The sequence below is a fragment of the Streptomyces atratus genome, from assembly GCF_040655115.1.
Lineage (GTDB): Bacteria > Actinomycetota > Actinomycetes > Streptomycetales > Streptomycetaceae > Streptomyces > Streptomyces atratus_D.
Genome location: NZ_JBFAJH010000008.1, coordinates 1 through 23,187, shown reverse-complemented (window position 1 = coordinate 23,187; position 23,187 = coordinate 1). Strand labels below are relative to the sequence as shown.

Here is a 23,187-nt window from a genome sequence, read left to right as displayed (position 1 = left end):
TCCGGCGGCTCAGATCCCCGTTCCGGTACGGCGCAGGACGCGCAGCGAGTCCGTGACCGACACCTCGGTGAACGCCCCGGACTCCAGCGCCCGCAGATACACCCGGTACGGCGCCTGACCACCGTGCGCGGGATCGGGGAACACGTCGTGGATCACGAGCAGCCCACCCTCGGCGACATGCGGCGCCCAGCCCTCGTAGTCACCGTTCGCATGCTCGTCGGTGTGTCCGCCGTCGATGAAGACGAAGCCGAGCTGCCCGCCCCAGACGGCCGCGACCTGCGGGGACCGTCCGACGAGCGCCACGACGTGGTCTTCGAGGCCCGCCGCGTGCAGCGTGCGGCGGAAGGTCGGCAGCGTGTCCATCCGGCCGACCTCCGGGTCCACGACGGTCGGGTCGTGGTATTCCCAGCCGGGCTGCTGCTCCTCGCTGCCCCGGTGATGGTCGACGGTGAGTGCGGTCACACCGGCCGCCCGGGCGACGTCGGCGAGCAGGATCGTGGACCGCCCGCAGTACGTCCCGACCTCCAGCAGCGGCAGACCGAGCGCGGCGGCGTCGGTGGCGGCCGCGTGGAGGGCGAGCCCCTCGACCGCCGGCATGAAGCCCTTGGCCGCCTGGAAGGCGGCGAGAATCTCCGGCGAGGGCTCGGCGGCCACGGGGTTCCTCCTGGTCGTACGGGAAATGAAACGGCGCCTCATCGTGCCGTACGGGCCGGTCGGCGCTGTCGACGGGGTGGCTTGTGCCGACAGGGCCGACACCTGGCGCGGCCGCAGGAGCGGTGGGCCCGCCGGCCCCGGCCGACCGTTCCATGAAGCGGTCGTGAACGTCCGTGTACGGCTCGCGCAGGGGCTGCGCACCATGCCGTACGCCCCCGCCGGAACAGGTCCGGCGGGGGCGTACGAGGGGTGGGCCCGGGTCGGGGCGGCCCCTGGCGAAGCTGCGGTATCGGCTCAGCAGCTCTGCCAGAGTCGGGTCATGACGCGGACCCCGAACCGCAGCCCCTCCAGCGGGACGCGCTCGTCCACGCCGTGGAAGAGCCGGCCGTAGTCCAGGTCGTGCGGCAGCTTCAGGCCCTTGAAGCCGAAGCAGCGGATGCCGAGGTGGGTGAAGGCCTTGGCGTCCGTGCCGCCGGGGTTGCAGTACGGGACCGGGTGTCCGTCCGGGTCCTCGGCGCGTACGGCTTCGCACATCGCGTCGACGAGCGGGCCGTCGAACGTCGTCTCCATCGCGATGTCGTGGTTGACCCACTCGCGGCTGACCGACGGCAGGAGCAACTGGTCGATGGTGTCGATGAGTTCCTGCTCGTGTCCGGGGAGGAACCGGCCGTCGACGCGGGCCGTGGCCTTTCCCGGGATGACGTTCGTCTGGTAACCGGCGCTGAACATGGTCGGGTTCGCCGAGTTGCGCAGGACGACCTGCATGAAGTCGGAGACCGGGCCCAGCTTCGCCAGGCTGCCCTCGATGTCGTCCTCGTCGAAGTCGACCCCCTGGAGGCGGGCGGCCTCTTCGAGCAGCGCGCGGACCGGCTCGATCAGGCGGATCGGGAACGTGTGGCGGCCGATCCGGGTCAACGACTCGGCGAGGTCGGTGACCGCGTTCTCGTCGTTGGGGGACGAACCGTGGCCGGCCCGACCGGTGGCGGTGAGCTCCATCCAGGCCATGCCGCGCTGGGCGTTCTCGATCGGATAGAGGCGCCTGGTGCCGTCGATGGCGAAGGAGAAACCGCCGCCCTCGCCGATCGCCTCGGTCACCCCGGAGAACAGTTCCGGACGGTGCTCGACCAGCCAGTGCGCGCCGAACCTGCCGCCCGCCTCCTCGTCGGCGAGGAAGGCGAGGACCAGGTCACGGGAGGGCTTCGTGCCCGTGCGGGCGAAGTGCCGGGCGGTGGCGATCACGACCGCCACCGTGTCCTTCATGTCGATCGCGCCGCGGCCCCAGAGGTAGCCGTCCCGGATCTCGCCGGAGAACGGCGGCACCTGCCACTCGGACGCGTCGGCCGGGACCACGTCGAGGTGACCGTGGACCAGCAGGGCGCCGCGCTCGGGGTCGCGGCCGGCGATGCGGGCGACGACGTTGGCCCGGCCCGGGGCGGACTCGACCAGCTCGGAGTCGATGCCCACCTCGGCGAGACGGCCCACCACCCAGTCGGCGCTCGCGCGTTCGTTGCTGGTGGGGTTGGAGGTGTCGAACCGGATCAGTTCGGCGCAGAGGTCGATGACCTCGGCCTGAGCCTGGTCGGACGCCGGGACGAGGGGGGCGGCGGGGCCGGGGGTGGTCATGCCGCTCCCACGGAGGTCGTTGCGCGGGCGGCGGGGACAGCGCTGTCCTCGTCGCCCAGGGTGGAGGTGCCGTACGGCTTGACCCAGCCCAGCAGGCCGAGCACCGCGTACAGCACGAAGGCCGTGCCCAGCGAGTTGAGCGCCGGGATGCCGCCGTCGTAGAACTTGCCGACGCAGAACGCCACGATCCAGATGGCTATGGACATCGGCACCCAGGTCGGCGAGGTCCTCGGCAGCGCCTCGGCCTCACGGGTGTCGTCCAGCGGCTTGCGCATCCTCTTCACGACCCAGTACTCGGCCACGATGATGCCGCCGATCGGCGGGATGGCCACACCGAGGATCGAGAGGAACTCGGTGAAGTGGGTCATGATCCCGATCGCGGACAGGGCCGTGCCGGCGATGCCGAGGACGATCGTGACCGCGCCGCGGTGCAGCCGCTTGCCGAAGACGACCTGGAAGAAGTTGACGACGCCGAGCGAGGAGCCGTACAGGTTCCAGTCGTTGATCTTCGCGGTGGACATCAGGACCACGATGACGCCGAAGGCGCCCGAGGTGGAGAGCACGATGTGCGACACCTCGTTGCTCTTGACCAGGTGGCCGAGGAGTACACCGGTCATGCCGACGATGTACTCGGAGAGGATCATCGACGAGGCGCTCTGGATGAAGACGTGCGAGCCCTTGCGGTTGTAGCGGGTCATCTCCGGGGCCACGATCGCGCCGGTCATGAAGCCGCCCGCGATGGCGGTGGCGGCGACGGCGAGCGGGATCGTCCGGCCGGGCGGCGGCGAGTTGATCAGGTCACTGATCGAGTGGTCCTTGAGCGTCGAGACGACGGACCAGGCGACCATTGCGAAGAAGAGCGGGGTGACGATCTTCGCGAAGACCGCCATGTAGCGGAAGCCCAAGATCACCAGGGCGGTGATGGCCATGCCCGCGAGCACGCACCACATCCAGGACGGTCCGCCGACCAGTGCCGAGACGCTGTTGCCGAAGATCGTGTTCTGGACCCCGAACCAGCCGACCAGGCTGACCGCGATGACAAAGCTCACCAGCGCCGAGCCATTGCGGCCGAAGCCGACCCAGCGGGTCAGCATCGGGGTCGCCAGGCCCTCGCGCATCCCGGCCAGACCGATCGCGAAGATGACGATCTCCAGGATCACCGCGCCGAGCGTGAAGGCGAGGAAGGCGTTCCCGAAGGTCATGCCGACGCCGATGGTGGCGCCGAGCGTGAACTGCGAGATCGAGCCGGACTGGGCCAGCCACTGCAGCAGCATGGACCAGAATCCGAACCTCTTGTCGCGCGGGACGCGCGAGAGGGAGTAGTCGTCGCTGCCGATGCTCTTGGCCTCGGCCTGCGGGGCGGCGGCTGTCATCAGGACTCCTGGGGTGTACGGCCGAAGGTCTGCAGGTGAGCCAGCGACCCGTAGCGGTTGACGAGGTTGTCGAACTCCACCGCGTCGTGGAAGTCCAGGTGGCCACTGCCGTAGGCCTTGGCGACCTCCACGGCGTAGCGGGCGGCGGACGCGATGTCCGTCTCGTGGCTCGCGCCCGTCTGGCAGCCCGGCACCGCGGCGGCCGAGGTGACCGCGAGGCCGACGACCGGAGCGGCCGTCGCGGTGGAGGGCTGCAGGATGGAATTGATGTGATGTGCACCGTTACCGTACGGTGTGATGTCCTGCGTGGTCACCGGGTAGGTGACCAACGGCTCACCGGTGACGACGGCGAGCAGCTCGCCGAGTTGCTCGCTGACCCGGAGCACCCACCCCTCCTTGACGGTGGGGGAGAGGGCCAGGCCCTTGTGGTTGATGATCCGGTTGCCCTTGGTGGTGTCGATGGAGAGCACGGCCTCCATCTCGCCGGTCACCTCGTGCCGGTTCATCGTGGCGATGTCCACGGGCGAGCCCATGAACGGCACCGGTTCGTGGGGCTCGGTCGGCGCGTCCGGGCAGATGTGGGTGGCGACGATCACGTCGCCGGGAAGTACATCGCCGCGGCGGCGCATGTCGAGCAGCTTGGCCGCGGTGGCCACGGCGGCTGCCGCGCCGTCGGCGTCGGAGACCAGACCGGTCACCTCGGGCCGTGCGCCGATGCCGCCGAGGCGGCCGACCACACCGAGGGTGCGGGCGCTGCCGCCGGAGGTGCGGCCCTGGCTGCCGGGGATCCTCACGAGCACGAAGTCCGTGGAGCCCCGTTCGCCGGCGACCGTGGTGACCTGCGCGGATGAGCCCTCGGCCCCCGCTACGGAGTCGAGGTACCCGACGACCGTCCTGCCGTTGACCTGGGGGTCGTCCAGCAGGTCAAGGATGTCCAGCACGTACTTCAACATGGGGGGCCTTTCTCACGCATCCATCACACCCGTCCGGCGCCCGGCAGGGAGTCACGGACGCCGGACGGGGTGCTGAGAGCAGATTCGGGATCGGATAGCGTTGAGCGCAACTGTTTCCCGTTATTTGCAATTCAGGTCTGAATGGTGAGATGACGATGGCGGACTTCGATCTGGACCGGCGCACCCCCGCCGGGGCCCTGCAAACCGTCGACCGGGCGCTCCTCGTGCTGCTCGCGTTCGAGCGGACCAGGCCGGACTGGGGTGTGACCGAGGTCGCCGAGGAGTTCGGCTGGGACACCTCGGTGGCCCAGCGGCTCCTCGCGACGCTCGCCGGCCGCGGCTTCCTGGTCTCCGACCCGGCCACCCGCCGCTACCGCATCGGCCCCGCCGTGCTGCGGCTCGGCCGGCTCTGGGAGCGCTCCGGATCGCTGGAACTGCTCGCCGGGCCGGTCCTGGAGGAACTGCGCCGGGCCACCGGTGACACCGTCCTGTTCTGCCTGCCGGACAGCTTCCACATGCGGTGCGTGGCCGCCGAGGAAGGCGAGACCGGACCCCTGCGCTACTACCCCCTGGTCGGCGAGCTCTACCCGGCGCACGCCGGGGCGACCAGCAAGTCGTACTACGCCTACCTGCCCGATGAGCAGCGCCACCGGCTGTTCCGCGGCCGTCCCATGGCCCGCTTCACCGAGCGGACCGTCACCGACCCGGACCAGCTGGAACAGGAGTTCCTGAAGGTCCGTGCCCAGGGGTACGCCTGCACCATCGGCGAGTACGACACCGGGATCGCGACCGTCGCCGTTCCGGTGTTCCTGGGGCGCGAGCCGTACGGGAGCCTCAGCCTCGGCGGTGGCGAGGAGCGGTTCCGGGGGGCGCCCGAGGACCGGCTCGACGCCCTGCGCCAGGCGGCCCAGCTCCTGGAGCAGAGGCTCACCCACCCACCGCAGCGCCCGAAGCCGCGGGCCCGCCGCCCCCGTACCACCGACTGACCCGCCCGAACGTCCGGGTCACCGGGATACCGGTGCCCGAGTCACCCGAACCGTCTGAATCACCTGAGTCGTCCGAGGAACCCTGTGAATCTGCTTCTGCTCTCCAACTCCACCCAGCACGGCCGTGGTTACCTGGAACACGCCCTCGACACCGTCATCGGATTCCTGCCCTCCGGTGCCCGACTGGCCTTCGTCCCCTACGCGCTGGCCGACTACACCACGTACACCGCACGCGTCCGTGACGCCCTGGAGCCGTCCGGCATCACCGTCCGCGGTGTCCATGAGAACGCCGACCCGGCCGCCGAACTCGCCGCGTCCGACGCCGTGTTCATCGGCGGCGGCAACTCCTTCCGGCTGCTCAGCGCCCTCTACCGTACCGGGTTGCGCGACGCTGTCATCGAGGCGGTGCGCGCCGGGCTGCCGTACATGGGGGCCAGCGCGGGTACGAACATGGCGGCGCCCACCCTCCGTACCACCAACGACATGCCCATCGTCCAGCCGCCGTCCTTCGAGGCGCTCGGCCTCGTCCCGTTCCAGATCAACCCGCACTACCTGGACCCGGACCCGGCCAGCACTCACAAGGGCGAGACCCGCGAGGAGCGGCTGACCGAGTTCCTGGAGGAGAACGACGTGCCGGTGCTCGGCCTGCGCGAGGGATCCTGGCTGCGCGTCAACGGCCGCCAGGCCCGGGTGCAGGGCGCCCGTCCCGCCCGGCTGTTCACCCGCGGCGCGCAGCCGCAGGAACTCCCGGCGGGGTCGGACGTCTCCCATCTGCTCATGACGGCACCGCGGTTCGACGCTCCGGTGCGCTGACCGTCAGCACGAGGTCGATCTCGACAGGCGGTCCGCTCGCCGGGTACGCCGCCGGGCGGGCGCGCGGCGCGTACCCGGTGGCGGACCCGGCCAGCACGAAGCTGCCAGCGGACGGGGCGGTCAGGGCGTAGCGGCCGGCCTCGTCCGTGACGGTGAGCCCCGCCTGCCGGCCCGTCCGGTCGATCAGTGTGACGTTGGCGCGGGCCACCGGTGTGCCGTCCGCATCCAGCACCCGGCCGCGAAAGCCGCCCGAACCGACGACGGGACGCGACGCCTCCTGGCCGGGCGCCGCCTCGTCCGCGCTGCTCGCCAGCAGCACCGGCCGCATCGCGTCGCGCTGCGAGGGCAGGAACGCGGCCAGCACCAGACCGATCACCACCGCACCCGTCGCGATCATGAACGAGGTCCGGAACCCCTCCATCGAGGGAAGCGACACCGGTCCCATCCGCACCGAGGTGTTGGCGAGCACCATGCCGATCACGGCACTCGACACCGACGTACCGATCGACCGCATCAGGGTGTTCAGACCGTTGGCCGCACCCGTCTCGGACGGATCGACGGCCCCGATGATCAGCGCGGGCAGCGAGGAGTACGCGAGTCCGATACCGGCCCCGAGCACCACCGCGATCACCACGGTCTGCCAGGCGGCACTCATCAGACCGAGCCCCGCCCCGTACCCGATCGCGATGATCAGCATGCCGAGCATCAGCGACACCTTGGGCCCGCGGCGGGCGGACAGCCGGGCGTACAGCGGGGCGACGAACATCATCGTCAGACCCAGCGGCGCCACGCACAGCCCCGCCACGACCATCGACTGCCCCAGGCCGTACCCCGTCGCCGTCGGCAGCTGCAGCAGTTGCGGCAGGACGAGCGAGACCGCGTAGAACGCGACGCCGACCATCACCGATGCGAGGTTGGTGAGCAGCACCTCGCGCCGGGCCGAGGTCCGCAGATCGACCAGCGGCGCCGGGCTGCGCAGCTCGAAGAGCCCCCACAGCGCCAGGATCAGCAGGGACAAGGCGATCAGACCCAGCGTGGTGCCCGAGGTCCAGCCCCAGTCGCTGCCCTTGGTGATCGGCAGCAGCAGACAGACCAGACCGAGCGAGAGCCCGAGCGCACCGGGCAGATCGAACCGGCCGGGCGCGCGCAGCGAGGTCTCCGGTACGACGAGGACGGTCAGGGTCATCGACAGCACCCCGAGCCCGGCGGCGCCGAAGAACAGCGTGTGCCAGTCGGCCTGCTGCGCGACCAGCGCGGCGCCGGGCAGCGCGAGTCCGCCGCCGACCCCGATCGAGGAACTCATCAGCGCCATGGCCGAGCCGAGCTTCTCGCGCGGCAGCTCGTCGCGCATGATGCCGATGCCCAGGGGGATGGCGCCCATCGCGAAGCCCTGGAGCGCCCGCCCCACGATCATGACGACGAGTTCATCGGTCAAGGCGCAGACCAGCGAACCGATCACCATGACGGCGAGGCTGGCGAGCAGCATCCTCCGCTTGCCGTGGAGGTCGCCGAGCCGGCCCATGATCGGCGTGGCGACGGCCCCCGCGAGCAGTGTCGCGGTCATCACCCAGGTGGCGTTGGACGGATCGGTGTGAAGAAGGGCGGGCAGGTCCTTGATGACGGGGACGAGCAGGGTCTGCATCACCGCGACGGTGATACCCGCGAAGGCGAGTACGGGGACGACACCGCCACCCGCGCGGCGCCCCCGCGGATCGGGGAGCGGCTGCTCCTCGGCGTGCTGATCGTTCGTCGTCTGCGGCATACGTGCGGCCTCCGGGCAGCGGAAGAAGAGGGGGAGGAGGGCGGAGTGCGGGTCCGGTGGCGGGCAGCACCGACCGCCACATGTGTGCACCCTGAACACTTCCGGAGTCCCGAGGTATTCCGGTGAACGCGGTACGAACGGGACGCGGCGCGGCACTCGGCCGGAACCGCACTGTCATCTGACCTTCCGGCACCTCCTCGCGCAGGTCGGCCGCCGCGTCCAGCCCGCTGCGATCCGGGAGTTCGACGTCGAGGAGTGCCACATCGGGACGGGACAGCAGCGCGGCGTTCACGAGCTCGCGCCTGTCACACGGTCCTCGCGGACCGACGGTACGAGACGACGGCGTATGTACCGAACAGCAGGAGCCACCCGGCGAGCACGGCGATCGTTCCGGCGGAGGGTGCGTGGCCGCCCGTGGTCGCCCAGCCCAGGTCGGCGAACCGGTGGGCGGGCGTGTACGTGCCGATGGAGCGGAGCCAGGACGGGTACGCGGAGAGCGGGAACCACAGTCCGCCGACGATCGCGAACCCCATCAGGCAGGCCACATTGACCACTCCGGTGGCCTGCGGGGTGAGCCGGTAGCCGTTGCCGATGCCGAGCAGGGTGAACGGCAGTGCGCCGATCCACAGCAGCAGCGTCAGTGCGAGCCACTGCCAGACCTCCAGTCGTACGCCGTTGACCAGCGCGCCGGCCAGCAACACCGTCAGGATGGTCGGCAGCACGGTCACCGAACCGCTGATCGCGCGTCCGGCGACCACCCGGGACGGGGCGAGCGGGGTGATCCTCAACTGCTGGAGCCAGCCGAGGGACTTGTCGGACGCGACGCCCGTACCGATCGACATGGCGGCGCCCAGCGCCCCGTACGCGGCCATACCGACCATCGAGAAGGCCTTCCACCCGCTCGCGTCGTCCCCGCCCCCGCCGAGGTTGGTGAAGAGCAGGTACATCAGGACCGGCATCCCGATCCCGAAGATCATGAAGACGCCGTCGCGCAGGGTGCGCCGGATCTCGAGCACGATGTAGGGGAGCATCACACGGTCTCGCTCTCGGAGTCGGTGGCGGGGGAGGTCAGCGAGAGGAACGCGTCCTCGAGCGTGGCCCGGGAGACCTGGAGATTGCGGATCCGGCCGAGGCGGGCCAGCTCGATCACCGTGGCGTCCGAGTCGTCCGTGCGCAGCAGGACACGGTCCCGGCGGACCTCGACGGTGTTGACGCCGGGCAGCAGCTCCAGCCCCTCGGTCGGTCCGCCCGCCAGGTCGAAGGAGACGTGGTTGCCGCCGACGGACTCCTTGATGCGTTCGCCGCTGCCGTCCGCGACGATCCGGCCGCGGTCGATGACGACGATCCGGTCGGCGTTCTCGTCGGCCTCCTCCAGGTAGTGCGTGGAGAAGAGGACCGTGTTGCCGCGCCGGGCGTAGGCGCGCATGGATTCCCAGAATGCCCGCCGGGCCTCGACGTCCAGGGCGGCGGTCGGCTCGTCCAGGACGACCAGCTCCGGGTTGCCGGCCAGCGCGACAGCGAACCGGACGCGCTGGATCTGCCCGCCGGAGAGCTTGTCGATGCGCCGGTCGGCGTACGCGGAGACACCCGCCAGGGCCAGCGATTCGGGGACCGGCATCGGGCTGGGGTAGGTGGAGGCGACGAACGTGATCAGTTCGCGGACGGTGACCCGGGGGATCGGCCGCCCGTCCTGCAGCATGGCGCCGACCCGGCCGGCCCGTACCGCCTGTTCGGGGGTGGAGCCGAGCAGCTGCACACCGCCGGAATCCGGCTCGTTCAGACCGAGCAGCAGACTGATGGTGGTGGACTTGCCCGCGCCGTTGCGGCCGAGCAGCGCGACGGTCTCGCCGCGCTCGACGGTCAGATCGATCCCGTCGACGGCCCGTACGGTCTGCTCCGCCCGGCCGAAGGTCTTGACTGCCCCGGTGAAGATCACCGCGGGCCCGCTCCCCGTTGTCGTTTCCATGCCCCTGACGGTACGGAGCCGGTCCGGTGCCCGGCAGAGGCGCTTGTACGGACTCCGCGATGACAAATGTCATGGCCCGGCTCATCAGCGGGTTCCTGATCGCCTGCTCGGCACGGTGTCTGACGAGGCATCAGCAGTCTTCGCGACTGCTGGGAGCTGCGTCACACATAGGGCCGACCGGCTGGAACGCGTTCTGGAACGAGTGTGTCGGCCGGTCCCGCACGACCTCGGTGCGTCCGACGGTGCGGACGGCCGCACCGAGGTCTTCCCACCATCAAGGAGCGGCTCCCCCATGCCCATTGATGCCGCAAAGGCGATCGCCGCCGAACTCCGGACCGCAGAGATCGGCTGGGACCACAAGGACATCCACAAGGGAGGGCCTCCGCAGCCGAACAGCGCTGCGGAGGCCCTTCCTTCACTCGTTCCCTCGTTGATTTCCGTTGCGGTCAGGCCGCTCTGCTGCCCCCCTCGGCGGGGCGCCGGTGGCGACCGTGCGGCTGCCGGTCCGTGCTCTCCATCGACGCACCCCCTCGGTGCTTTCCGGAGCCGCCGGCGTCGGCCCGTGCGGCGTCCGCCCCCGGCGGGCGCGTCTGGGTCGTGTCGGTTCGGGCTTCAGACATGTGGGAAGTCACCCCGTTGTGATCGCTTACGTGTGTGTCACCGGGACCATCGCGCCACCACCACCCGACACGGTCACCGTCGGCAACCGTGCCCATCGGCTTGCAGGGGTGCCCCCTGGCCCCGGCCCAGAATTCAACCAGGTGCCGTGCGCCCCATGAGAGGCGCCTCGCCCAGTGGAACCGGCTTGCACACAGGAAGAGGCGCGGCAGCCGCGGACGGTTGCCTACCGCTTTCCGTGACCGCCGTCCACGCGGACCCGGCGCCGCGTTCCCCGTCCTCCGGTGCCTGCAGCAGGGCCACGCCGCACGGCACGTCCCGGCAGGCGTACGGGAGCTTGAGGGAGCCGTCCCGGGTCCACAACCCGGACCCGGCCAACCAACCTTCCGGGGCGGCGAATTGGTACAGCCTGCGCCCCACCGGACGCCACACCCCGACCCAGCTGCCGGCTGCCCCGTCGATCCGCAGCGCCACCGCACAGCTCTCCGGCATCAGCGTCTGCCCCGGCTGCACGGCGAACGGTGTCAGCGCGATATCCGCCGGACGTAGACACTCCGGAAAGCGCACCGGCAGACAGCTGCCGAGCACCCCCCATCCGAGCCGGTCGTGGCCCGGCGCATCGGAACGGATCAGCAGCAGTCCGCTGTCCGCATCGGCGAGCAGCAGCCGGTCGTTGCTGTCCGGCGTGATCTGCAGCAGCGGCGTCACCTCGCCGCCCCGGTCCAGATCCACGGCGACCGCCTTCACCGGACCGCCGCCCACGGGCTCCCGGTCCAGGGCCAGCATCCGCCCCGCCCGGTTCAGCCAGACCCCTCCGGAGCACCGTCCCGGCACCTCGGCGACCTGCTCCGGCCCGAACGCCCCGCCCGCCACCAGCCAGACAGCGGTGGAGTGTTCGCCGACCGACAGCGCGTACGCGCTCGCACCGTCCGGCGACGGCGGCAACAGGGTCAGAGGGGTGCCGTCGGCGTACTCGAGGGCGCCGAGGTGTAGTTCGCCGGTGCCGGGCCCGATCGGATAGAGCAAGGAGAAGGCGTGCCGGTCCGCCACCCGCCGCCGGATCAACACCCGCCCGTCGGCGAGCGGCAGCACGTCGGAGTCCGGCTCCTCGGGCTGGTCGAGGGGGAGCGGCACGGCATACGGCTCGGGCCCGTCGAGCGTCCAGCGCTCGGGGAACCAGGCGGCGTCGGACGCCTGCCCGGCGAGCGTGAGCCGCGCCGCGTACGAGCCGTCCGCGGCGATGATGAACGTACCGGCCCCGACGGCGGCAGCAGCCCCGCCCGGCCCGGCGGACCCGCCGGGCCCGTCGGGGACACTCGGCTCGCCGAACTCGCCTTGCCCGCCGGGCTCGATGAACCCGTCCGGCTCCTCCGGCTCGTCCGAGCCCCCGGGTTCTTCCGCTTCTCCGGACGCGGGATCCACCGTCACGGCGGCCCCGGCCGACTCCCCCTCGATGGCACGGGCAGACATGGACCCATCACCTCCGGCAACCGAAGCTAGTTTTCGCACTTCCTGCCGAACAACACAAGAACCACCACTTCACACATAAGGGTGGCGATGCCCGGATTCGCCTGAGGGCGAGAGGGCGGTTGTGCTGCCGACGAAGGGCATAGCTAAGGTTAGGCATCCCTAAGTACTCCCTGTGAGTCCCTCGACTGGAGCAAGTGACCACATGATGTCCATACGACGCCGCAGCACCGCAGCGGTCGGCCTGGCAGTGGCCGCCGCCCTCGCCCTCTCCGCCTGCGGCGGCGACGGCGACGGAAAGGCGGGCGACTCGGTCACGTCCGCCGACGGCGACAAGAAGGCGGCCGTGGCGACGGGCGGCAAGGACTTCGGCGACGCGGCGAAGAAGACGGCCGCGTACGGGACGGACGCCGCGGCGGGCCAGTTCCCCCGGACCCTCACCCACGCCATGGGCAGGACCGAGCTGAAGTCCGCCCCGAAGCGGGTCGTCGTGCTGGACGTCGGTGAGTTCGACAACGTCGTCTCGCTGGGTGTGAAGCCGGTCGGCTACGCCCCCTCCGAGGGAGACGAGGCCATTCCCTCGTACCTGAAGAAGGACGCGGGCAACCCATCGAGCGTCGGCACGATCAACAACCTCAACCTCGAGGCGATCGCGGGCTTGAAGCCGGACCTGATCCTCGGCAGCCAGCTGCGCGCCGCCGACAAGTACGACCAGCTCTCCAAGATCGCGCCGACCGTGTTCTCCATCCGTCCGGGCTTCACCTGGAAGGAGAACTACCTCCTCAACGCCGCGGCGCTGGACAAGACCGCCAAGGCCAGGAGCGAGCTCGACGCGTACGAGAAGAAGGCCGCGAAGCTCGGCGAGGACATCGGCCCCGACAAGCCGACCATCTCCATGGTCCGTTACCTGCCGGACCGCATCCGCCTCTACGCGAAGGCGTCGTTCATCGGCACGATCCTTGAGGACGCCGGTCTGCCGCGGCCCAAGAACCAGCAGATCGACGACCTCGCCGCCGAGATCAGCCCCGAGAAGATCGACGAGGCGGACGCCGACTGGATCTTCACCGGCGTCTACGGCGACCCGAAGGCGACCAAGCGCGACACCGCGCAGTCCAACCCGCTGTGGAAGAACCTGAAGGCGGTCAAGGAGGGCCGGGCGAAGGATGTCCCGGACGAGACCTGGTACCTCGGCCTCGGCGTCACCGCGGCCAACCTGGTCCTCGACGACCTCCGCGCCGACCTGGTCGAGTAACCGACCGGGCGGAACTGCGCGTAACGATACGTAACCGGCTGTCGCCCGGCCCGCACGGGTCACCGCAGCCATGGGCAACGGGGCACGGACGGAAGGTAGCCTTTCCTCCGTGCCCCGTCTGTCTGAAGTCCTCACCGCGCTCGACGCCCTCTGGCCCCCCGAGCGGGCCGAAGGATGGGACGCGGTCGGAACGGTCTGCGGAGACGTGGACAACCCGGCCGCCGAAGTCGACCGCGTGCTCTTCGCCGTCGACCCGGTCCAGGAGGTCGCCGACGAGGCGGTCGGACTCGGAGCCCAGCTCATCGTCACCCACCACCCCCTCTATCTGCGGGGTACGACGACGGTCGCGGCCGACACCTTCAAGGGCCGGGTCGTGCACACCCTCATCAAGCACGACATCGCCCTGCACGTCGCGCACACCAACGCCGACACCGCCGACCCCGGGGTCTCCGACGCCCTCGCCGGCGCCCTCGACCTGCGGGTCACCGGGCCCCTCGTACCCGACCCGACCGACTCCAAGGGCCATCGCGGCCTCGGCCGGATCTGCGAACTCGACCACCCCGAGACCCTCCGCGACTTCGCGGCCCGCGCCGCCGCCCGGCTGCCCGCCACCGCGCAGGGCATCCGCATGGCCGGCGACCCGGACGCGCTCGTGCGCACCGTCGCGGTCAGCGGCGGCTCCGGCGACGGCCTCTTCGACGCCGTGCGCGCCGCGGGTGTCGATGCCTTCCTCACCGCCGATCTGCGCCACCACCCGGCCTCCGAGGCCGTTCGGCAGTCTCCGATCGGCCTGATCGACGCCGCGCACTGGGCCACCGAATGGCCCTGGTGCGAGCAGGCCGCGGCGCAGCTCGACGCGATTTCCGACCGCCACGGATGGGGCCTGCGGGTCCATGTCTCGAAGCAGGTCACCGATCCGTGGACCACCCACCACTCTTCTGGAGCCCCCAACTGAACGCCGCGCCCGCCGACCAGATCCGACTTCTCGACGTCCAGGCCCTGGACGTACGGCTGTCGCAGCTCGCCCACAAGCGCAAGTCGCTGCCCGAGCACACCGAGATCGCCTCGCTCACCGCCGACCTGGCACAACTGCGTGACCTGCTGGTCGCCTCGCAGACCGAGGAGAGCGACACCGCCCGCGAGCAGACCAAGGCGGAGCAGGACGTCGACCTGGTGCGCCAGCGCGCCGTCCGCGACCAGCAGCGCCTGGACTCCGGCGCGGTCACCTCGCCGAAGGACCTGGAGAGCCTGCAGCGTGAGATCACCTCGCTGGCCAAGCGCCAGGGCGACCTGGAGGACGTCGTCCTCGAAGTCATGGAGCGCCGCGAGTCCGCGCAGGAGCGCGTCACCGAGTTGACCGCACGGGTCTCCGCCGTCCAGGCCAAGGTCGACGACGCGACCGCCCGCCGGGACACCGCGACGAAGGGGCTCGACGAGGAGGCCGCGACCGCCACGAAGGAGCGCGAGCTCGTCGCCGGCTCCGTACCGGCCGACCTCCTCAAGCTGTACGACAAGCTCCGCGCCCAGTCGGGCGGGGTCGGCGCCGCCCGGCTCTACCAGCGCCGTTGCGAGGGCTGCCGACTGGAGCTGAACATCACCGAGGTCAACGACGTGAAGGCGGCGTCCCCGGACACGGTGCTGCGCTGCGAGAACTGCCACCGCATTCTGGTCCGTACGGCGGAATCGGGCCTGTAATGACGGAGCCGCGCCAGTTCGTCATCGAGGCCGACGGCGGCTCCCGGGGCAACCCGGGGCCCGCCGGTTACGGCGCGGTCGTGATCGACCCGGTCACGGGGGAGACGCTCGCCGAGGCCGCCGAGTACATCGGCATCGCGACGAACAACGTGGCCGAGTACAAGGGCCTCATCGCGGGCCTGAAGGCCGCGAAGGCGCTGGTGCCGGACACGTCGGCGGACGGTGCGCTGCGGGTGCGCGTCCGGATGGACTCCAAGCTGGTCGTGGAACAGATGTCGGGCCGCTGGAAGATCAAGCACCCCGACATGAAGCCGCTCGCGGCGGAGGCGGCCCGGATCCTTCCGGCGTCCGCCGTCACCTACGAGTGGATCCCGCGCGAGAAGAACAAGCACGCGGACCGGCTCGCCAACGAGGCGATGGACGCGGGCAGGCGAGGCGAGCAGTGGGAGCCGTCGGCGTCGACGGCCGCACTCGACCTGCCCCCGGTCTCCGGTCCGCCCGGGGACGCGGCGGCAGGCGCCGCGAAGGCGCGGGCGGCGATGTCCACCCGCCGTGAACCCGCGGCCACCCCACAGGTCGGCTGGGGCGCCGCCCCCGACATGGCTGCGCCCGCGACGTTCGTCCTGCTCCGCCACGGCGAGACGGCCCTCACCCCCGAGAAACGGTTCTCCGGCAGCGGCGGCTCCGACCCCGAGCTCTCGGCGGCCGGCCGCCACCAGGCGGAGCGCGTGGCCGAGTCCCTCGCGGCCCGCGGCACCATTCAGGAGATCGTCAGTTCGCCCCTGCGCCGCTGCCGCGAAACGGCGGCGGCGGTGGCCGCACGCCTGGGCCTGAGCGTCGAGATCGAGGAAGGCCTGCGCGAGACGGACTTCGGTGCCTGGGAAGGCCTGACGTTCGCCGAGGTCCGTGAACGGTACGGCCCCGACCTGGACGCCTGGCTCGCCTCCACGAGGACGCCCCCCACGGGCGGCGGTGAGAGCTTCGCCGAGGTGGCCCGCCGGGTCTCGTCCACCCGCGACCGCCTGACCACCCGCTATGCGGGCCGCACGGTGCTTTTGGTCACGCACGTGACCCCGATCAAGACCCTCGTCCGTCTGGCCCTGGGCGCCCCACCGGAGTCCCTGTTCCGCATGGAACTCTCGGCGGCGTCGCTGTCCGCGGTGGCGTACTACGCGGACGGCAACGCGTCACTGCGACTGCTGAACGACACGTCGCACCTGCGGTAGGGGCGGAAGCCCCTGCCCCGGGTTCTTTCGCTCCCGGCGGTGGCGCGTCCGGGCGGCGCGAGGCTGCCGCTGCCGGAGGGGGCGATCCCCTCGGGGTGCGACGTTGTTGCTCGTGGAGGGCGCAGGCCACGTGACCCGCTTCCGCAGGGCCGACGGCGCACTCGATCGCGCAGCGACGTAAGGATGGTCCGCGGCGTGCGAAGCTGCGCCGCGTGGAAACGCGAGGGGCATCCTCACGCGGCGCCATGTCCCGCTCCCGCAGGGGGCGATCCTCACGCGGCGCCATGTCCCGCTCCCGCAGGGGGTGGCCCCGGGCGGGTGTCGCTCTCGCCAGGGGCGACGGAGCGGTTCCCCGCGCCGCCGAGCTGCCGTTTCCCCGGGGTACGGGGTACTCCGTACACGCCCGCCGGGGTCCGGGGCGGGGTCCCGGTTCCGGGACGGGCGGAGAGAGGGAATCAGCCGCGCAGCGCCGCCGCCTCGCCCGCCAGCCGCTCCACCCGCGCCCAGTCCTTCGCCGCCACCGCGTCCCCCGGCACCATCCAACCGCCGCCCACGCACCCGACGTTCGGCAGTGCCAGATACGACGGAGCCGACGCGGGCGAGATGCCGCCCGTCGGGCAGAAACGAGCCTGGGCGAGTGGTGCGGACAGCGCCTTGAGGTAGGCCGTGCCACCCGCCGCCTCCGCCGGGAAGAACTTCATCTCGGTGATCCCACGCTCCAGCAGCGCCACGACCTCGGACGTCGTCGAGACGCCCGGCAGGAACGGCACCCCCGACGTCTTCATCGCGTCCAGCAGCGCATCCGTCCAGCCGGGGCTGACCAGGAACCGGGCCCCGGCCGCCACCGTGTCGGCGACGTTCTGCGCGGAGATCACCGTGCCCGCGCCCACCACCGCGTCCGGCACCTCCGCCGCGATCGCCTTGATCGCGTCCAGTGCCGCCGCCGTCCGCAGCGTCACCTCGATGGCCGGGAGCCCGCCCGCGACCAGGGCCCGGGCGAGCGGCACCGCGTCGGCGGCGTCGTCCAGGACGACTACGGGGACTACGGGGGCAAGGTCCAGCACGGAGGAGGAGGTCATGGCCTCATCCTGCCGCGCTCACCGCACAGTACGCAACGAGCGTTGCACATGCTGCAACGGTTGTCCGGTGTCAGTGGATCTCCGTCACGACCACATCGAGCGCCCACGGCCGCCCCGCCCGCACCGGAGCCTCCGCCTCCACCATGTACCCCAGCTCCCGCAGCGCTTCCACCAGCTCCGCGGGCCCCTTCGGCCGGTTCCCCGACTGCAGCAGGTCGCGGACCATTCGTCCCTTCGTCGCCTTGTTGAAGTGGCTGACCACCGACCGCTTCTCCACCCCGTCCACCACCTGGGAATGCAGCACCCGCACACTCGCCGTGCGCTCCGCCACCGCGCCCTTCGGCTGCCACGCCGCTGTGTACGCGGACGAGCGCAGGTCCAGTACGAGCCCGTCCCCGGCCGCCTCCGGCATCACTCCGGCCATCGGCGCACGCCAGTACGCGCCCAGCGCGCCGAGTCCCGGCAGCTTCACCCCCATCGAGCAGCGGTACGACGGAATCCGGTCGCCCACCCGCACCGCGCCCCACAGACCGGAGAAGACCAGCAGCGACTTCCCGGCCCGCCGGCGGGCCGCCGTGTCCAGGGACGCCAGGTCCAGAGCGTCGTACAGCACCCCGGTGTAGATCTCCCCGGCGGGCCGCGTCCCCGCCGTCCGCAGCTCGACGTTCTTCGCGATCTCGCCGCGCAGCCCCTCGCTCAGACCGAGCACCTCGCGGGCCTTCTCCTCGTCCGCCGCGCACAGCTCGACCAGCTCGTCGAGGACCGCGGCCCGGGCCTCGGCCAGCCCCGGCAGCGACAGCGACTCCGGCTTCAGGGGTGCTCCGCGCCCCGAGGCGGCCTTTCCTTCGGAGGGCGGCAACAGCACGAGCACGGCGGTTCTCCTTCGTACGAACAGGGAAGCGGCCCCCCACAACTGCCCAAGGCCTGCCTGCCAGCGTACGGGGACGCTCGGACCGCCCGGGCCCGGCATCCGAACCGGCCCGGCCCGGTCCGGCCCGGCACCGGACCACTCGGGCCCGACAGACCCGGATCGCAGGACCATCCGCCCCCGGGACCGCGGACCTGTCCCCGGACCGCGGGGCCGTCGGCACCCGGGATGCCGGTCGCCCCGCCGCGCCATACGCTCGGTCCATGCCCCGCCGCCATCTCCACATGACCGGCGCAGCCGACACCCCGCTGCGGGCGGCCCTGCGCGAACTGCGCACCGCGTTCGGACTGCCCGCCGGCTTTCCGAACGAGGTCCTGGCGGAGGCGGAACAGGTGGCGAAGTCCCTCGTCCTGACCGGACACCGGGACGCGCGGGACCTTCCCCTCTTCACCATCGACCCGCCCACGTCCACCGACCTCGACCAGGCGATGCACATCGAACGCCGCCCGCACGGCTTCCGGGTGCACTACGCCATCGCCGACGTCGCCGCCTTCGTGCGTCCCGGCGGCGCACTCGACACCGAGGCCCACCGCCGATTGACGACCCTCTACTTCCCCGACGGCAAGGTGCCGCTGCACCCCACCGTGCTCTCCGAGGGCGCGGCCAGCCTCCTCCCCGGACAGACCCGCCCCGCCCTGCTCTGGCGGATCGACCTCGACGCCGAGGGCCGCCCGGTCGCCAATGACGTACGCCGGGCCCTGGTCCGCAGCCGCGCCAAGCTGGACTACGCGGGCGTCCAGCGGCAGATCGACGCGGGCACCGCCGAGGAACCCCTCGCCCTGCTGAAGGACATCGGCCGGCTCCGCGAGGAGCAGGAGGTCGCCCGCGGTGGGATCTCGCTCGACGTGCCCGAGCAGGAGATCGTCCAGCGTGACGGCGCATACGGCCTGGAGTACCGCGCCCCACTGCCCGCCTACGGCTGGAACGCCCAGATCTCTCTCCTCACCGGCATGGCCGCCGCCCGTCTGATGGCCGAGGCGGGCACCGGCATCCTGCGGACGCTCCCGGTCGCCCCGGACGGCGCCGTCGCCCGTCTGCGTCGCTCGGCCGAGGCCCTGCACATCGACTGGCCGCACCACGTCCCGTATGCCCAGGTCGTCCGGTCGCTCGACCCGAAGAGGGCGAGCCACGCCGCGTTCCTCCAGGAGTGCACCACCCTGCTGCGCGGCGCCGGCTACACGGTCTTCGACCACGGCGAACTCCCGACCCCCGCCGTCCACGCCGCCGTCGCCGACCTCTACACGCACTGCACCGCGCCCCTGCGCCGCCTCGTCGACCGGTACGCGACCGAACTCTGCGTCGCGGCGGTCGCGGACCAGGAGCCGCCCGAGTGGGTGACGGCCGCGCTTCCCGGCCTCCCGAAGGAAATGGCCGAAGGAACCCGCCGCGCCAACACGGTGGAACGCGAGTGCGTCGACCTGGTCGAGGCGGCACTCCTCAGCGACCAGGTGGGCGAGGTATTCGACGCGTACGTGGTCGACGTGCAGGACCAGGAACCCACCATCGGCACGGTCCACATCGAGCACCCCGCCATCGTCGCCCGCATCGACGGCGGCACGACACAGCTCCCCCTGGGGGAACGACTACGGGTCCGCCTCACCCAGGCGGACCCGGGGGCGGCGAAGGTACTGTTCGCCCCCGCGTGAGCGCGGCCACGGCGGCACCCGGATCATCCGCATGGAACCGCACCGTCCGCGCCCACCGACGCAACGGCAGGGTCAAGCGCTCACCGCACCCGTCCGCATCTGACAACTCCGCACCCTCCTGTGCCACGATCGAAGGAAGTACTCCCATCTCACGGACGGCTGATCCACTGATGTCCCAATCTGGCGAGCGACCGAGGAAGGGGCGTGACATGACTGCCATGCCGCACGAACCGCTCACGCAGGCGGACGTCCTGCTGGAGGGCTTCCTGGCGCTGGATACGCCGGAGGGCTTCCGGGCCGAGCTGATCGAGGGGGAGATCGTCGTGACGCCGCCGCCGGACGGGGACCACGAGGACTACATCAGCCTGATTCTGAAGCAGGTGATCAGGCTCGCCCGGACCGATATGGACTTTTCCGGGAACAAGGGACTGAAGCTCAAGAGCGGCGGACGGTGCCCCAAGAACCACGTCATTCCCGACGGCACCTTCGCCCCCACCGAACTGCGTCTGTACCGGGGAGCGGACCCCTGGATGCCGTGCGAGGGGGTGGCCCTCGTCGTCGAGGTCACCTCGTCCAAGCCCCGGGCCGACCGCACGGACAAGCGTCACTGCTACGCCCGCGGACCCGTCCCCCTCTACCTCCTGGTCGACCGTGAGCAGTCTTCGGTGACGCTGTTCAGCGACCCGGAGGGGGACGACTACCGTCAACACTGCACGATTCCGTTCGGCAGGCCGCTTTCCCTTCCCGCTCCGTTCGCCTTCGACCTGGAGACCGAGGCGTTCATCTGAGCGCCCCGTCCGGCGGCTCCCGCCAGGCGGGTAGCATGGTCGACACGGCAGACGAGCCGGGCGGACGGCCGCGTGGGGATTTCCGGATCCTCCCGAGGAACGTCCGGGCTCCACAGGGCAGGGTGGTGGCTAACGGCCACCCGGGGTGACCCGCGGGACAGTGCCACAGAAAACAAACCGCCGGGGACTTCGGTCCTCGGTAAGGGTGAAACGGTGGTGTAAGAGACCACCAGCGCCTGAGGTGACTCAGGCGGCTAGGTAAACCCCACCCGGAGCAAGGTCAAGAGGGGCCGTCGCAGGATGGCCCTGCGCGAACGTCCGAGGGCTGCTCGCCCGAGTTCGCGGGTAGACCGCACGAGACCGGCAGCAATGCCGGTCCTAGATGGATGGCCGTCTCCCCGGCCGCCGCGAGGCGACCGGGTGACAGAACCCGGCGTACAGCCCGACTCGTCTGCCATTCGGGCTCTGACCTGGATATTTGGTTAGTTGCGGGATCTCGAATGTGAGGTTGACCGCGGCTGGCCTAGGTGGCCGTGGCGTACGGCGTTGGCGCTGAGTTCGGCCGTGATGAGGGTGAGTGTCTCGTTGACCGGGGTCGTGTACGGGTGGCCCCAGTCGTTCAGGCGGTGCGAGACAAGTCGGCGAGCGAGGCGGGCCCCGCGCGGAGTTGAGGTGAAGCGCATGGTGAACTCGCGTTCGGGTGCGGGACGCTGTGGCATGTGCCCGTTCGGAGGAGTTGCTGACTTCATGGGGTCAACGGTCGCGGACTCTGCGTAGCGTTGACCAGGAGCGATGCGCTGACGAGTGCGGGCTGTACACGTGGGCGGTGCGCTTGTACGTGATGTTGGGCGTGACCGGTTCCCAGGCCGTGCGCTGGGCGGACGGCGTCCGGTGACTGTGATGGTCGTACGGGAGGAGTTGCGGCGTGGACGACGAGGTTCAGCAGCCGGAGTATGAGGTCGGGACAGGCGTTTTGTGCGTGTTCGGGCGGCAGTTGAAGCTGTTCCGGGAGCGCGCGGGGATGGACCGCGCGAAGCTCGGGTCGCTGACCGGGTACTCGGCCTCGACGATCGCGTCGTTCGAGCAGGGGAGACGTATCCCGCCGCCGAAGTTCATCGACCGAGCCGATGAAGAGCTTGACGCGGGTGGGGTGTTGAGCGCGAGCAAGGAGGAGGTGGCTCGGGCTCAGTATCCGGCGTTCTTTCGGGATGCGGCACGGTTGGAGGCGGAGGCCGTCGAACTGCATGTGTACGCGAACCAAGCGGTGCCCGGACTCTTGCAGACGGAGGAGTATGCGCGGGCCATCTTCATGATGATGCGGCCACCCATGGATGACGAACTGATCGAACAGCGAGTGTGCGCACGCCTGGCCCGGCAGGAGGTCTTGTCCAGCCGTGATGCGCCGCTCGCCAGCTTTGTCATCGATGAGGCCGTATTGAGGCGTCCTATCGGAGGCCGAAGCGTCCTGCGGGGCCAGCTTGAGCACATCCTCCTGATGAGGGAGCGACGGAACATCGAGATCCAGGTGATGCCGCTCGACCGTGAGGAGAACGCGGGTATGGCTGGTCCCTTCACCTTGATCGAAACGAAGGAAGGGCGGAGGATCGCGTACGCCGAGGTACAGAACGTGAGCCGCCTGCAGACGGAGCGAGAACGCGTCCGTGCGCTGGAGGCCAAGTACGGGATCATCCGGGCGCAGGCCCTGACTCCTCGTGAATCATTGGCGTATGTAGAGAAGTTGCTGGGAGAGCCATGAACGCGCATGTACATCAGCCGCACATAGACCAGTTGGTATGGCGCAGGAGCAGCTACAGCAGCGAGGAAGGCGGCGAATGCGTCGAGATCGCCGTCCGCCCCGCCAGGGTCCACGTCCGCGACTCGAAGGACACAACCCGCGCCGCCCTAGCCGTAGAACCCACGGCGTGGACCGCCTTCGTCGAGTTCGCGGCACTCTGACAGAGGCGGCACCGATGGCAGGGACTTCCGGTGGGCGTGTGCTTGCCGGGGGCCCTGCGCATGTCCGCCTCCGCAGTGCCTTCAGCAGCCCTCGCGCCTTGCTCGCCGGGTGCCGCGCCGGCGCTGGCTACCACGGTGATCAACGTCCACCCAGAGACGCTCGGTTCGCGACGGCGGTCGCCCTCCCGGGTGACGATCTACATCGTGGCGGACTCAGCCCGCACACCACAACTACTCACATCAAGAGGCCACAACTGGGCATGTGCAATCCGGCCCTTGGAATGCGGGGCCACTGTAGGTTCCTGCTTTGACGCTCTCCCTCCTGAAGGAGGGAGATTCTTACGGCTCGCGCCGTGAGACTTCCTGTTTCATCGCCGACTGCCCGCCCGGAGTTCTCCGTTG

General features: G+C 70.7%; 20 protein-coding genes, 1 other RNA gene and 2 pseudogenes. 11 read left to right on the top strand and 12 right to left on the bottom strand.

Annotated features, from left to right (window positions below; all coding sequences use genetic code 11):
* Positions 1-9 precede the first annotated feature (9 nt).
* From AB0I23_RS12075 to AB0I23_RS12060, 4 genes are all read right to left on the bottom strand, one after another.
* The gene (locus AB0I23_RS12075) at positions 10-696 is read right to left on the bottom strand and encodes a class I SAM-dependent methyltransferase (RefSeq protein ID WP_359109120.1); all 687 of its coding nucleotides are present in this window, start codon (positions 694-696) and stop codon (positions 10-12) included.
* A 252-nt stretch (positions 697-948) separates the two neighbouring features.
* Positions 949-2,277 (bottom strand): M20/M25/M40 family metallo-hydrolase, encoded by a 1,329-nt coding sequence (locus AB0I23_RS12070; RefSeq protein ID WP_359109119.1) that lies wholly within the window; start codon positions 2,275-2,277, stop codon positions 949-951.
* A complete protein-coding gene (locus AB0I23_RS12065; protein WP_359109118.1) occupies positions 2,274-3,650 on the bottom strand; it encodes a cytosine permease in 1,377 nt (458 codons plus the stop codon). Before AB0I23_RS12065 ends, AB0I23_RS12070 begins: the two co-directional genes overlap by 4 nt.
* On the bottom strand, positions 3,650-4,603 hold the full coding sequence (locus AB0I23_RS12060) for a DUF1177 domain-containing protein (RefSeq protein WP_359109117.1): 954 nt from the start codon (positions 4,601-4,603) through the stop codon (positions 3,650-3,652). The genes AB0I23_RS12065 and AB0I23_RS12060 overlap by 1 nt, the downstream gene beginning before the upstream one ends.
* Before the next feature lie 155 nt (positions 4,604-4,758).
* Between AB0I23_RS12060 and AB0I23_RS12055 the strand changes: the two genes are divergently transcribed.
* Together AB0I23_RS12055 and pepE are read left to right on the top strand one after the other, a co-directional pair.
* Positions 4,759-5,589 (top strand): IclR family transcriptional regulator, encoded by an 831-nt coding sequence (locus AB0I23_RS12055; RefSeq protein ID WP_359109116.1) that lies wholly within the window; start codon positions 4,759-4,761, stop codon positions 5,587-5,589.
* A gap of 84 nt (positions 5,590-5,673) precedes the next feature.
* Positions 5,674-6,402, top strand: a complete 729-nt coding sequence (gene pepE / locus AB0I23_RS12050) for a dipeptidase PepE (RefSeq protein ID WP_359109115.1) — start codon at positions 5,674-5,676, stop codon at positions 6,400-6,402.
* Here the strand turns inward: pepE and AB0I23_RS12045 are convergent.
* From AB0I23_RS12045 to AB0I23_RS12025, 5 genes and pseudogenes are all read right to left on the bottom strand, one after another.
* Positions 6,365-8,164 (bottom strand): MFS transporter, encoded by a 1,800-nt coding sequence (locus AB0I23_RS12045; protein ID WP_359109114.1) that lies wholly within the window; start codon positions 8,162-8,164, stop codon positions 6,365-6,367. The genes pepE and AB0I23_RS12045 overlap by 38 nt on opposite strands.
* Before the next feature lie 183 nt (positions 8,165-8,347).
* Positions 8,348-8,462, bottom strand: a pseudogene (locus AB0I23_RS12040) (DNA-binding response regulator); the annotation flags it as partial.
* A 7-nt stretch (positions 8,463-8,469) separates the two neighbouring features.
* The gene (locus AB0I23_RS12035) at positions 8,470-9,195 is read right to left on the bottom strand and encodes an ABC transporter permease (protein ID WP_359109113.1); all 726 of its coding nucleotides are present in this window, start codon (positions 9,193-9,195) and stop codon (positions 8,470-8,472) included.
* The gene (locus AB0I23_RS12030) at positions 9,195-10,130 is read right to left on the bottom strand and encodes an ABC transporter ATP-binding protein (RefSeq protein WP_359109112.1); all 936 of its coding nucleotides are present in this window, start codon (positions 10,128-10,130) and stop codon (positions 9,195-9,197) included. Before AB0I23_RS12030 ends, AB0I23_RS12035 begins: the two co-directional genes overlap by 1 nt.
* A gap of 753 nt (positions 10,131-10,883) precedes the next feature.
* On the bottom strand, positions 10,884-12,218 hold the full coding sequence (locus AB0I23_RS12025) for a hypothetical protein (protein WP_359109111.1): 1,335 nt from the start codon (positions 12,216-12,218) through the stop codon (positions 10,884-10,886).
* Positions 12,219-12,423: 205 nt separating this feature from the next.
* On the opposite strand from AB0I23_RS12025, the gene AB0I23_RS12020 reads away from it, so the two are divergent.
* The 4 genes from AB0I23_RS12020 to AB0I23_RS12005 all read left to right on the top strand — a co-directional run bounded on the left by AB0I23_RS12020 (position 12,424) and on the right by AB0I23_RS12005 (position 16,388).
* Positions 12,424-13,467 (top strand): ABC transporter substrate-binding protein, encoded by a 1,044-nt coding sequence (locus tag AB0I23_RS12020; RefSeq protein WP_359109293.1) that lies wholly within the window; start codon positions 12,424-12,426, stop codon positions 13,465-13,467.
* A 109-nt stretch (positions 13,468-13,576) separates the two neighbouring features.
* Positions 13,577-14,422 carry a Nif3-like dinuclear metal center hexameric protein gene (locus tag AB0I23_RS12015; protein ID WP_359109110.1) on the top strand — a complete coding sequence of 282 codons (846 nt, stop codon included), beginning with the start codon at positions 13,577-13,579 and terminating at the stop codon, positions 14,420-14,422.
* Entirely contained in the window at positions 14,419-15,162 is a 744-nt protein-coding gene (locus AB0I23_RS12010; RefSeq protein WP_359109292.1) for a zinc ribbon domain-containing protein, read from the top strand. The genes AB0I23_RS12015 and AB0I23_RS12010 overlap by 4 nt, the downstream gene beginning before the upstream one ends.
* A complete protein-coding gene (locus AB0I23_RS12005; protein ID WP_359109109.1) occupies positions 15,162-16,388 on the top strand; it encodes a bifunctional RNase H/acid phosphatase in 1,227 nt (408 codons plus the stop codon). Before AB0I23_RS12010 ends, AB0I23_RS12005 begins: the two co-directional genes overlap by 1 nt.
* A 455-nt stretch (positions 16,389-16,843) precedes the next feature.
* Here the strand turns inward: AB0I23_RS12005 and eda are convergent, their stop codons facing one another.
* Together eda and yaaA are read right to left on the bottom strand one after the other, a co-directional pair.
* A complete protein-coding gene (eda, locus tag AB0I23_RS12000; RefSeq protein WP_359109108.1) occupies positions 16,844-17,467 on the bottom strand; it encodes a bifunctional 4-hydroxy-2-oxoglutarate aldolase/2-dehydro-3-deoxy-phosphogluconate aldolase in 624 nt (207 codons plus the stop codon).
* 70 nt (positions 17,468-17,537) lie between these two features.
* The gene (gene yaaA / locus AB0I23_RS11995; protein WP_359109107.1) at positions 17,538-18,338 is read right to left on the bottom strand and encodes a peroxide stress protein YaaA; all 801 of its coding nucleotides are present in this window, start codon (positions 18,336-18,338) and stop codon (positions 17,538-17,540) included.
* A gap of 260 nt (positions 18,339-18,598) precedes the next feature.
* Between yaaA and AB0I23_RS11990 the strand changes: the two genes are divergently transcribed.
* The 3 genes from AB0I23_RS11990 to rnpB all read left to right on the top strand — a co-directional run bounded on the left by AB0I23_RS11990 (position 18,599) and on the right by rnpB (position 21,283).
* Positions 18,599-20,041: an RNB domain-containing ribonuclease gene (locus AB0I23_RS11990; protein WP_359109106.1), complete on the top strand. Its 1,443-nt coding sequence runs from the start codon at positions 18,599-18,601 to the stop codon at positions 20,039-20,041.
* 218 nt (positions 20,042-20,259) lie between these two features.
* Positions 20,260-20,829, top strand: a complete 570-nt coding sequence (locus AB0I23_RS11985) for a Uma2 family endonuclease (RefSeq protein ID WP_359109291.1) — start codon at positions 20,260-20,262, stop codon at positions 20,827-20,829.
* A 52-nt stretch (positions 20,830-20,881) separates the two neighbouring features.
* Positions 20,882-21,283: RNase P RNA component class A (rnpB, locus tag AB0I23_RS11980), an RNA gene on the top strand.
* A 70-nt stretch (positions 21,284-21,353) separates the two neighbouring features.
* Here rnpB and AB0I23_RS11975 read toward each other — a convergent pair.
* Positions 21,354-21,512, bottom strand: a pseudogene (locus AB0I23_RS11975) (ATP-binding protein); the annotation flags it as partial.
* A 242-nt stretch (positions 21,513-21,754) separates the two neighbouring features.
* On the opposite strand from AB0I23_RS11975, the gene AB0I23_RS11970 reads away from it, so the two are divergent.
* A complete protein-coding gene (locus AB0I23_RS11970) occupies positions 21,755-22,585 on the top strand; it encodes a helix-turn-helix domain-containing protein (RefSeq protein WP_359109105.1) in 831 nt (276 codons plus the stop codon).
* Complete coding sequence (locus tag AB0I23_RS11965; RefSeq protein WP_359109104.1) at positions 22,582-22,785, top strand: DUF397 domain-containing protein; 204 nt, start codon at positions 22,582-22,584, stop codon at positions 22,783-22,785. Before AB0I23_RS11970 ends, AB0I23_RS11965 begins: the two co-directional genes overlap by 4 nt.
* Positions 22,786-23,187 lie beyond the last annotated feature (402 nt).